The organism is Staphylococcus devriesei (genome assembly GCF_002902625.1).
Lineage (GTDB): Bacteria > Bacillota > Bacilli > Staphylococcales > Staphylococcaceae > Staphylococcus > Staphylococcus devriesei.
The window spans coordinates 20,864-30,712 of the sequence record NZ_PPRG01000053.1; the positions used below are offsets into that span (position 1 = coordinate 20,864).

The 9,849-nt window shown below is 31.5% G+C and carries 15 protein-coding genes and 1 riboswitch; of the genes, 4 read left to right on the forward strand and 11 right to left on the reverse strand.

Annotated elements, in window-relative coordinates; translation table 11 throughout:
* Positions 1-13: 13 nt before the first annotated feature.
* From CD147_RS08840 to CD147_RS08870, 7 genes are all read right to left on the reverse strand, one after another.
* On the reverse strand, positions 14-829 hold the full coding sequence (locus tag CD147_RS08840; RefSeq protein ID WP_103167030.1) for a MetQ/NlpA family ABC transporter substrate-binding protein: 816 nt from the start codon (positions 827-829) through the stop codon (positions 14-16).
* 19 nt (positions 830-848) lie between these two features.
* Entirely contained in the window at positions 849-1,544 is a 696-nt protein-coding gene (locus CD147_RS08845) for a methionine ABC transporter permease (RefSeq protein ID WP_103167031.1), read from the reverse strand.
* Entirely contained in the window at positions 1,537-2,562 is a 1,026-nt protein-coding gene (locus CD147_RS08850; protein WP_103167032.1) for a methionine ABC transporter ATP-binding protein, read from the reverse strand. Before CD147_RS08850 ends, CD147_RS08845 begins: the two co-directional genes overlap by 8 nt.
* Positions 2,563-2,644: 82 nt before the next feature.
* Positions 2,645-2,750, reverse strand: a riboswitch (SAM riboswitch).
* A 57-nt stretch (positions 2,751-2,807) separates the two neighbouring features.
* On the reverse strand, positions 2,808-3,104 hold the full coding sequence (locus CD147_RS08855) for a thioredoxin family protein (RefSeq protein WP_103167033.1): 297 nt from the start codon (positions 3,102-3,104) through the stop codon (positions 2,808-2,810).
* Positions 3,097-3,483, reverse strand: coding sequence for a toprim domain-containing protein (locus CD147_RS08860; RefSeq protein ID WP_103167034.1), 387 nt, complete (start codon positions 3,481-3,483; stop codon positions 3,097-3,099). Before CD147_RS08860 ends, CD147_RS08855 begins: the two co-directional genes overlap by 8 nt.
* Before the next feature lie 281 nt (positions 3,484-3,764).
* Entirely contained in the window at positions 3,765-4,145 is a 381-nt protein-coding gene (gene gcvH, locus CD147_RS08865) for a glycine cleavage system protein GcvH (protein ID WP_103167035.1), read from the reverse strand.
* Positions 4,146-4,260: 115 nt separating this feature from the next.
* Complete coding sequence (locus tag CD147_RS08870) at positions 4,261-4,614, reverse strand: arsenate reductase family protein (protein ID WP_103167036.1); 354 nt, start codon at positions 4,612-4,614, stop codon at positions 4,261-4,263.
* A gap of 142 nt (positions 4,615-4,756) precedes the next feature.
* Here CD147_RS08870 and CD147_RS08875 point away from each other — a divergent pair, with 142 nt between their 5' ends.
* A complete protein-coding gene (locus CD147_RS08875) occupies positions 4,757-5,080 on the forward strand; it encodes a thioredoxin family protein (RefSeq protein WP_103167037.1) in 324 nt (107 codons plus the stop codon).
* Positions 5,081-5,153: 73 nt separating this feature from the next.
* On the opposite strand, the gene CD147_RS08880 is transcribed toward CD147_RS08875, so the two are convergent.
* Both CD147_RS08880 and aroD read right to left on the reverse strand, forming a co-directional pair.
* Entirely contained in the window at positions 5,154-5,693 is a 540-nt protein-coding gene (locus CD147_RS08880) for a nitroreductase family protein (RefSeq protein ID WP_103167038.1), read from the reverse strand.
* 70 nt (positions 5,694-5,763) lie between these two features.
* Positions 5,764-6,489: a type I 3-dehydroquinate dehydratase gene (aroD, locus tag CD147_RS08885; protein WP_103167039.1), complete on the reverse strand. Its 726-nt coding sequence runs from the start codon at positions 6,487-6,489 to the stop codon at positions 5,764-5,766.
* A gap of 164 nt (positions 6,490-6,653) precedes the next feature.
* On the opposite strand from aroD, the gene CD147_RS08890 reads away from it, so the two are divergent.
* Entirely contained in the window at positions 6,654-7,076 is a 423-nt protein-coding gene (locus tag CD147_RS08890) for an organic hydroperoxide resistance protein (RefSeq protein ID WP_103167040.1), read from the forward strand.
* A gap of 261 nt (positions 7,077-7,337) precedes the next feature.
* Positions 7,338-7,829, forward strand: a complete 492-nt coding sequence (locus CD147_RS08895; RefSeq protein WP_103167041.1) for a GNAT family N-acetyltransferase — start codon at positions 7,338-7,340, stop codon at positions 7,827-7,829.
* Between the two features lie 214 nt (positions 7,830-8,043).
* On the opposite strand, the gene CD147_RS08900 is transcribed toward CD147_RS08895, so the two are convergent.
* The gene (locus CD147_RS08900) at positions 8,044-8,631 is read right to left on the reverse strand and encodes a histidine phosphatase family protein (protein WP_103167042.1); all 588 of its coding nucleotides are present in this window, start codon (positions 8,629-8,631) and stop codon (positions 8,044-8,046) included.
* Positions 8,632-8,858: 227 nt separating this feature from the next.
* Here CD147_RS08900 and CD147_RS08905 point away from each other — a divergent pair, with 227 nt between their 5' ends.
* Positions 8,859-9,086 (forward strand): hypothetical protein, encoded by a 228-nt coding sequence (locus tag CD147_RS08905; protein ID WP_103167043.1) that lies wholly within the window; start codon positions 8,859-8,861, stop codon positions 9,084-9,086.
* Positions 9,087-9,092: 6 nt separating this feature from the next.
* Here CD147_RS08905 and CD147_RS08910 read toward each other — a convergent pair whose 3' ends face one another.
* A complete protein-coding gene (locus tag CD147_RS08910; RefSeq protein ID WP_103167044.1) occupies positions 9,093-9,296 on the reverse strand; it encodes a sterile alpha motif-like domain-containing protein in 204 nt (67 codons plus the stop codon).
* Positions 9,297-9,849: the final 553 nt, after the last annotated feature.

The following is a 9,849-nucleotide window of genomic DNA, read 5'->3' on the forward strand; positions in this document are numbered from 1 at the left end:
AGTTCAATATTTATTATTTGGCAGGTACAACGGCACCTTTGTATTTATCTTTAATAAAGTCTCTAATTTCTTTAGATTGTAAGGCTTCAACTAAAGCTTTTACTTTTTCATCGTCTTTATGACCTTTTTGTACGGCAATTAAGTTAGCGTAAGGGTTGTTGTTCGCTTTTTCCACTGCAATTGAATCTTTTTGAGGGTTTAAGCCTTGATCGATTGCGTAGTTAGAGTTAATGATTGCTGCATCAACGTCTTGGTTTTGATAAATTTTAGGTAGATATTCAGCTGATTGTTTGTTGTTAAATTTAATGTCTTTTTTGTTTTCAGTGATATCTTCGAATTTTGCATCTTCAATTTTAACGCCTTTTTTAATTTTAATTAAGCCTTCGTCAACGAAGAATTTTAAGAAACGACCTTGTTCAGCTGGGTTATTAGACACGTATACTGTAGCACCTTTAGGAAGGTCTTTTAAGCTTTTATATTTTTTAGAGTAAACAGCCATTGGTTCTAAGTGAACTTTACCAGCGTCTTCAATTTTGTAACCTTTTTCTTTACTTTCTGTTTTTAAGTAAGGAACGTGTTGGAAGTAGTTAGCGTCAATTTCACCTTTATCTAATAATTTATTTGGCGTAGTGTAGTCATTGATTGTTTTAATTTCTAAGTCATAGCCTTTCTTTTTAAGTAAAGGTTTAGCTTTTTCTAAAATTTCAGCATGAGGCGCTGGCGATGCACCGACTGTAATTTTTTTATCTTTTCCTCCACTACCATTACCACAAGCTGCTAAAACAACTGTTAATGTAAGTATTAAAAATAGACTAAAAAGTTTTTTCATTCATTTCATCCTCTTTTCTTTAGCGTTTGTCAATTTTATTTGTAATCCAATCCCCAATAAATTGAATTATAAATACAATAATTAAAATAAATACTGTTGAAACTAAAATGACATCATTTTGGTTTCGAGTAAAACCAGTTAAGTAAGCTAAGTTACCTAAACCACCGGCACCAATAACCCCAGCAATTGCAGTAGAACCAACTAAAGCGATGGCAGTAACCGTAATACCTGATACTAGCGCTGGCATTGCTTCTGGGATTAATACCTTACGAACGACAGTCCAAGTATTTGCTCCCATAGACCAAGCCGCTTCAATTACCCCTTTATCTATTTCTTTAAAAGCAATTTCAACTAATCTTGCATAGAACGGCGCGGCACCAATAACTAAGGCAGGTAGTGCACCAGTTGGCCCACTAATTGTTCCTAATAGGACACTTGTAAATGGAATTAATAACAAGATTAAGATGATAAATGGTATTGCACGGAACAGGTTAACAATGAACGACACAATACTATAGAACACTCTTGCGCCTGCAGAATTACTTTTAGCAGATAAGAATAATAGTACTCCTAAAATCAATCCAAAAATAAACGCAAAGATGGTAGATACAATCGTCATATAAAGTGTTTCGTAAATTGCCTGCCATACTTCTGGCCATTGAACGTTAGGCATCGTGATCATCTCGTGGAAAATATCACCATATGACTTATCCATGTTTAATCACCTCCACATTAACATGTTGCTGATGTAAATCGTTTTTGAAATTTTCAAAATCTTTTTCCGTAATATGTGGGATGTGAATAACTAAGAAACCTAATGAACTACCACGTGTATTTTTGATATTTGCTTCAAGAATATTAAAATCAATGTTATGTTTTTTAGTTATGTAAGAAATAACTGGTTCTGTAGTATTTTCACCGTTGAAGTTAAGTCTTACGATGTATGCGTCTGAATCTAGAGGCTCTAAATGTTTAATTGACTCTTCAAAATCATCATCTAGGTCTTCTTTTACAAAGCGTCTTGTCACTTCATGTTGTGGGTTTTCAAATACTTGAGTGACACTGCCTTGTTCAATCACGCGACCATTTTCCATTACTGCTACTTCATCACATACACGTCTAATTACATGCATCTCATGCGTAATGATTACAATGGTTAAATTTTCGCGCTCTTTAATTTTCAATAATAAATCTAAAATCTCATCAGTCGTTTGTGGATCTAGCGCACTTGTAGCTTCATCACACAATAATACATCTGGTTCATTTGCTAATGCTCGAGCGATACCTACTCTTTGTTTTTGACCTCCAGATAATTCTGAAGGGTAAGCATTTTCTCTTCCTTTTAAGCCAACTAATTCTACAAGTTCTAACGCTCTCTTCTTTGCTTTATCTTTTGAAAAGCCAGCAATTTCAAGCGGAAACATAATATTACGTAATACGGTACGCGACCATAATAAATTAAAATGTTGGAAAATCATGCTTACTTTCTGACGTTTCTGTCGTAAATCTGATTTAGACAATTGATTTATATTGTCGCCATCAATAACGATGTCACCTGATGTAGGTTCTTCTAAATTATTGAACATACGCACTAACGTACTTTTACCAGCACCAGAGAATCCAATTACACCAAAAATCGTGCCAGTTTCTATTTTTAAATCAACGTGATCAACAGCGAGTACATCCTTATTCTTTGTGTGATAACGTTTAACAACTTGTTTCAACTCAATCACGTTAAATGCCTCCTTAAATCTTTATGTAATTAAAAAATGCTTTCCCCACTTTAGTCGGTGGAGAAAGCATAAAATCATCTTTCTCTCATCTTCTAAAGTGTGACACTTTATGTGAATTGGCACCATTTCTATAATAAGACGGTTGCCGGGCTTCATAGGGCACATCCCTCCACCTCTCTTGATAAGAGTTTTCGCACTATTTAATTAATTTATATCCTACCATTGCACTCTAGTTTCGTCAACAACTATTTTAAATTTTCTAACAAATAAGGAACCGATTGAAAGGCATAAATTCTATCGGTTTCTTGATCTTTGTTCATGACGATAAGTACAGGCACAGACATAATTTTATTCTTTTCGCTAAAATCTGGATGATAATTTAAATCTATCTTTTTAATGGGCAACTGTAAAATTTCATTAGCTATATCTAACATTCGTTCTGAAATTTTACAAGTTCCACACATCGGTGTATAACCAAAAATTAAATGTTTTTCTTTATTATTATGTTCACTAATATCTTCAATTTCTATAAAATTATTCATGCATAATTACTAACCTTTCAGTTCTTAAATTAGGAATTAGACTTTTTTCTTTACGAACTGTAAAGCCATGTTTACTTAATACGTGAGCAAGATAGTTCTTAGGACATCGTGCTACTTCACAATACGTTTTATCCACGTAGATGTGTTCACTTTCGCTAAGATAACGTTTAAACCATTTTCTAATTTTCTCGCCTTCATTATCAGAATCTGCTAGCACATACACTTGCTTATCATATAAAGTTTCAATCATATCGTCTAATTTATCGATACTCATTGTACCATGTGTGCAAATGATATTCACAGGTTCAGCAACGACTTGTTGTACTCTCTTCTTATCAGATTTACCTTCAACAATAATAACCTTATTTAAAATTGCCATGTTCATCCACCTTCTAAGTCGATAATAAACAATCATTTACTTCTTCACAGAAACTCAAAAAGCTAAACATTTATTATTATTTACTACTTTTGAAAATGAGTAAAAATATAGAGCTAGAACTTATTAGTTAGAACAACATATTATAATGAATATAAATTTAAACAAAAAGAAGCTATTTATGTATAGCTACAATTATGATTTTATAGTTAAAGGTTTAATACACAACCTAAATTTCCATAAATAAAAAACTCCCAGATATATAATCAAGGAGTTCAAGTGAATTATTCACCAATCATTTCTTTATATTGATCAGCAGATAATAATTCGTCTAATTGACTTTCATCGCTAAGTTCAACTTTAACCATCCATGCTTTTTCGTATGGTGATTCGTTAACGAACTCAGGGCTATCTTCTAATTCATCGTTAATTTCAACAACTTTACCAGATACTGGCGCGTATAATTCAGATACAGTTTTAACTGATTCTACACTACCAAAAGTATCCCCTTCATTAATTTCATCATCAACGTCTGGTAATTCAACGAATACGATATCGCCTAATTCGCCTTGTGCGTATTCAGTGATACCGATTGTTGCTGTGTTGCCTTCAACTTTTACCCATTCATGTTCTTTTGAATATTTAAATTCGCTCGGTACTGCCACGAAAATCCCCTCCTAAAAAATAATTACAATTTAATGATGCCATACCGTTAAGTTTCATTCAACTATTAATATAAAAATTCGAATAATTTATAAAATTAAAATTTGTAAATTTAACCTATAACCATGTTTCTTTATATTGTTCTTCTTTGAAACCTAAAGTGATTTTTTCTCCTGAGATGGCTAATGGGCGTTTCACCAACATACCATCAGAAGCTAATAAATCTAACTTTTCATCTTTAGATAAATCTTTCAATTTATCTTTTAAATTTAATTCTCTATATTTCGCTCCGTGTGTATTAAATAATTTGTTTATTTCAACACCTGTTTTATCGATAATTTCTTCAAACTCTTTTTTAGTGGGCGTGTGTTGAACAATGTCGATTGGTTCATAACTTACGCCATGGTCATCTAAAAATTTTGCAGCCTTCTTACAAGTCGTGCAATTTGAATATTGATAAAATTTAACCATGCAGATGTAACCTCCTAATTAGACTTATCCTAAATATATCAGATAATTTATGGAAACGCTCTACCTTTTAAGCTTAATTTTTCAAATAATGTAATAATTTAGTTATAATACCCTTAGTATTTATAAAAAAGGAGCGTTATATATGAAAAGTATCAATACAAATGAACAATTTAACTCTACAATTCAAAGTGATAAACCTGTTATCGTAAAATTCGAGGCAGGTTGGTGTCCTGACTGTAAAGCGATGGATATGTGGATTGACCCAATTATAGAAAAATATAACGACTATGAATGGTATACAGTTAACCGTGATGAATTAGAAGATGTTGTGGCAGATAACGATGTAATGGGTATCCCAAGTTTATTAGTCTTTGAAAATGGTAACAAACGTGCACATTTACATTCAGCAAATGCGAAATCTCCAGAACAAGTTGAATCTTTCTTAGACGAAACATTTAATAAATAGAGTACAACCACAAATCTAATAATATATAAAAAGCTAGGAACCTTATGTACCAGGGTCCTAGCTTTTTTAATATCTAATATTCAGAAACTAAATTTTTATTTTTGCGAGGTGCTTTTGTTGGCACATATTCTAAATCAGTTAAGTAGAGTAATCCAGCGATAGCTTCGTCGCCCTTAATACCAAATACTTTACGTACTTTAGGGTCAAAGATGTAAGGTGGTGTCTTCCAACATGTTCCAATGCCTTTTTCATGTAATAACAACATTAAATTTTGAGCATAAGCGCCCATCGCAAAGAAGTTTTCTCTATTTTGACGTTGTCTTGGATCAGTTTTTACTACTAATACCAGCATACCGCCTAATTTAGTCACATTGTTATAATGATCTTCTTGTTTTTCGGGGCTATTTGGAAATGCAAAATACGTTACATCTCTACTCATTTCTCCTAATTTTTCTTTAGGTACGTGAATAAATCTCCATGGCTCTCTCATTCCATGGTTAGGAGCATCAGTAGCTTTTTCAATAGCCTCAAATAAGTCATTATTATCTATCGTCATATCATGTTTAAATTTCTTAATACTTCTTCTTGAAGAAATTGCTTCTTGTAGTTCCACAATTATCGCTCCTTCATATTGATAACTATTATCAATTATAAAGCCTCACACTACTAAATTCAAATAGTTCCTATGTATTTTCATAAAATGCCAACTGTTCTTTTAACGCTTTTACGTGAATTTGACCTGGTGCTTGCGGCTCGCCTAAACATCCATATGAAATAGTACCTCCAAATACACCTTGTGCTATTCGGCTAACTAAACCTAACTCAGACATTGAAATACCTATTATGCGACAACTCACTGCATCTACACTTGAAGCCATCGCTTCTAATAGAACAGCCACATCTTCACGGGAATTAGGCATAACCGCAATTTTAATAAAGTTAGGACCCAATTGGTGCATTTTGTAATAAGTAAACCTTAATTCATCGATACCAGGCGTTTCTGAAAAATTATGATACGATACTATAACTTGCTTGAAATTTTGTTGTGCTAAACGAACAATATCACGAAGTATTTGAGGTGGTATATCACTATCCCACTCTATATCAAGCATATGAAAGTCATCTAACGTGGAGATATTTTTTAAGAGTTCAAGATAATCTTCAGATGACATCTTCCCTTTACCACCTTGAGACTTTGTACGGTATGTCACTAATACTTTAAAGCCAGAATCTACTTGTTTTAGGATAGAAAGATTTTGTTTTAACAACTGAAGATGATGATTTGCCCATTGATCTATACGTAATTCAATAATATCGATATCTGATTCATATTTTTTCATTTCATCTATAGTTGTTTCTTCTAGCAAACTCTCTGGCGCTATCGTTGCAGCTACGTCAACAGTTGTCATGAATTCCCCTACTTTCTTAGTACAATTTGTTTTTATTTTAAACTATTGCACTACTCTAGCCAATCGATGTGAGGAATACTTTTCAAAAAATAAATTTAAATGTGGTTTAAAAATAGTAAGTTGGGTAAACAATAATTGTATTAGATTTATAGGAGGTAATAATAATGGCAGTTCAATATAAAACAAAAGCGACAAACGTTGGTGGACGTAAAGGACATGTACACACTGACGATAAAGCAATCAATGTAGATGTATTACCACCACAACAAGCGGACGGCAATGCGACAAACCCTGAACAATTATTCGCAGCAGGTTATGCTTCATGTTTTAATGGTGCATTCGACCTTATTTTAAAACAAAACAAAGTTCGCGATGCTGAACCTGAAGTAACATTAACAGTACGTTTAGAGGACGATCCAGATGCAGAAAGTCCTAAGTTAGGCGTAGCAATCGATGCAAAAGTTAAAAACGTCTTATCTCAAGAAGACGCTGAAAAATATTTACAAGAAGCACACGAATTTTGCCCATATTCAAAAGCAACTCGTGGCAATATCGATGTAGACTTAAACGTACAAGTAGTAGACTAAAATAGTTGTTACTTGCAACTTAATATATCTGATGGGACGGAAAAATTCTTGGAATTTTTCTGTCCCTTTTTTTGTATATTTTTCAATTTTAAGTTATTCTATAAATACAGTAATTAAAAACTTTATAAAACATTTATACTTATAGAAATGTAAACCATTTTAGATGAATTGTTTTTTACTCTATCAAATTTCTTTTGTCAAATTTAATTTTCGAGTATTAATCATTTAGGTTAAAGTTATGTGTTTTATGAGGAGGATAAAATGGTAGAAATAAGAATATTAAATACGAATGATTTAGATGACTATACTTCACTATTATCAAGCAACTCTCATACTTATTCTTGGGATAAACTATATTTAGAACACGTGACACACGACTGTCTTAACTATATTTTATCTCCAGAAACTGACTATTGGAATATCTTTGGAACTTTTGAAGATGATGAACTTGTAGCTTGTGTGACACTTCGTCAACTAAAACATGTAGGAAGTCAACATAAAGCAATGATTGAAAATTTATTTTTAAAAGATAAAAAAGATGAAGATTCAGTTCGTGATTTAATATGCGAAGTGATTAAATTCGCTAAATCTCGTGGTGTAGAAAAACTAATGACTAGTGTAACTTCTAATAATATTAGTGGTAAGATATTCTTCTCTTCTTTAGGATTTGAAACAATGGGATTAGAAACTAAATCAACTAAAATTGGAGACGAATATTTTGATGTGCATTGGTTACAACATGATATAGTCTAATTATCGGTAAATAATGCTAAAACTATTTTCCCTTTTTATAAACACCTTTTAATATTACCCACATAAGTTGTATATATTACATTTTAATTGTTAGAAAATTAGCATTTTATTATATTGTTTATTTATTTAATAAATATGCTCCTTTCAAAGTTGAGGTGCTCGGTTGTTCACGTCAACTTTGAAAGGAGCATAGTATTAGTTACATCTTTATCTATTATTCGGCAATGGGATCTACTTTTTCAATTAGTTTAAATTGATGATGACTGTATTCGAATTTTAGAATATGGCAATTTCCGATAAAATAATTATTTGCCATACTAACCCCTATCCATCTTCCTAAAAAAGCGTGAATCGCTGTTCCATGTGAGACAGCTAAAATCGTAGTGCCACTTGATTTCTCCATAATGTCAATTAACGTACTGTTTAAACGTGTTTCAACATCTTGATGAGTTTCTCCGCCAAAAGGAACTAAGCGTTCCCCAAATATATCCTTACTTTCCCATAAAGCATCAAGTAATTGCTTGCTGTCCCCTTCGAATAATCCAAAACTCCATTCTTTAAGCCCTTTTAGCCGTTGATATGACATCCCAGGCATTACATTCTCTAACGTATCACAAGCACGTTCAGAGCTAGAGGAATATAAGTCATCAAAGATAACATTGTTACCTTTAAAGTATTGTCCTGCTTTTTTCGCTTGAGAAATGCCTAAATCAGTTAGTGGCGAGTCACTAGCTCCTTGAACTTTACCTCTTAGATTAAACATTGTTTGTCCATGTCTCATTAAATAAAGTATTTTAGACATTGATTGCACCTCATTTTTTAATGAAAAAGCTACTATTCTTAAAAAACTTTCTCATTTTACTTACTATTAAAATTCTTAGTTTCGAATTTTTTATTTCATATAACATTATACATTAATAGTTTAATTTTCAAAAAGTAGAAAAAAGAAAATCTCAAAGGAGTGGTTTTATACTAGATGTGATGGGTATAAAGATTATAGGATTTGGAATCACTAAAGGAGTGTTAATTATGAGTGATTATAATGAATATAATTATGTCAATCCTAATAAACTCTCATTAGATTGGGAATGTTTAATAGTAAGTAAAACTGACATGGTCCTCGATGGCGTTCCTAATGAACTTATTAATTCATGGATGGACAGAGAAATTATTCAACCTTTTTCGATAAAAAATAATGAAATTAATTTTAGAACAAAAGATGTTTGGGAGGCACTAAATACCCAAAATTGGTATTAGTTATTCTTAAATTAATTTATATAAACTCATTGCTCTATTAGCACTTTCAATAAGTTGATGATCGGCATAATTAGACATAACGTATGCTCTTATCGCTTTATTATTTTGCTCGTGCTTCGGAAATTGACAGTCATTAGCGATATAGTGCGCTAAGCTTCCAAGAGGCGTATCGTCATTTATAAAACCTATAACAAAATCATAAAATGTCATAATTTATCCTCCTTTGTTTCTTTTTATAGGACTTTCAAATTGCATATTATAAAAACATATAGGATTACTCGTATTTATAAATAAATGTTTATGCTTATTCAATAAAATCAATCTACTTTTAGAGCAATTAATTGTTTGTTATTAAAATATATAACGTAAAAAGTTTTACTATTTAAAATAATTAAACCACTTAACTTTTAAATAAGCACTAATTTATTTACTAGTATTACGTATTTTTTATTAAATGTGTCATTTTTGTGAACATTATAGGTTTGTATATTTATTTTAAAATCGAATTTTTTATACTAATTGTTGAATTTTACTATTTACAAATCTTCGAGAGAAACTAATATTTATCGAAATATGTCATACTGTCGGCTTAGATATCATCTAAGCTGGCAGTTTTTTCGTATATTTATAGTTAAAGTTAAAATGTTAACTAATTGAATAACTCATTTTACCTTTAGAAAATAAGTGATATTATTAAATTAAAGATTTTTACTTAAAATGAGGAGAGACCTATGAAAATAAATAAAATATTTTGGCTTAATAT

Coding starts and splice junctions, on each gene's coding strand:
- aroD (WP_103167039.1), bottom strand. CDS start 6,489: ATGACAACTGTTGACGTAGCTGCAACGATAGCGCCAGAGAGTTTGCTA.
- CD147_RS08855 (WP_103167033.1), bottom strand. CDS start 3,104: ATGAATAATTTTATAGAAATTGAAGATATTAGTGAACATAATAATAAA.
- CD147_RS08900 (WP_103167042.1), bottom strand. CDS start 8,631: ATGTCTAAAATACTTTATTTAATGAGACATGGACAAACAATGTTTAAT.
- CD147_RS08840 (WP_103167030.1), bottom strand. CDS start 829: ATGAAAAAACTTTTTAGTCTATTTTTAATACTTACATTAACAGTTGTT.
- CD147_RS08845 (WP_103167031.1), bottom strand. CDS start 1,544: ATGGATAAGTCATATGGTGATATTTTCCACGAGATGATCACGATGCCT.
- CD147_RS08895 (WP_103167041.1), top strand. CDS start 7,338: ATGGTAGAAATAAGAATATTAAATACGAATGATTTAGATGACTATACT.
- CD147_RS08860 (WP_103167034.1), bottom strand. CDS start 3,483: ATGGCAATTTTAAATAAGGTTATTATTGTTGAAGGTAAATCTGATAAG.
- CD147_RS08905 (WP_103167043.1), top strand. CDS start 8,859: ATGAGTGATTATAATGAATATAATTATGTCAATCCTAATAAACTCTCA.
- CD147_RS08890 (WP_103167040.1), top strand. CDS start 6,654: ATGGCAGTTCAATATAAAACAAAAGCGACAAACGTTGGTGGACGTAAA.
- CD147_RS08870 (WP_103167036.1), bottom strand. CDS start 4,614: ATGGTTAAATTTTATCAATATTCAAATTGCACGACTTGTAAGAAGGCT.
- CD147_RS08910 (WP_103167044.1), bottom strand. CDS start 9,296: ATGACATTTTATGATTTTGTTATAGGTTTTATAAATGACGATACGCCT.
- CD147_RS08875 (WP_103167037.1), top strand. CDS start 4,757: ATGAAAAGTATCAATACAAATGAACAATTTAACTCTACAATTCAAAGT.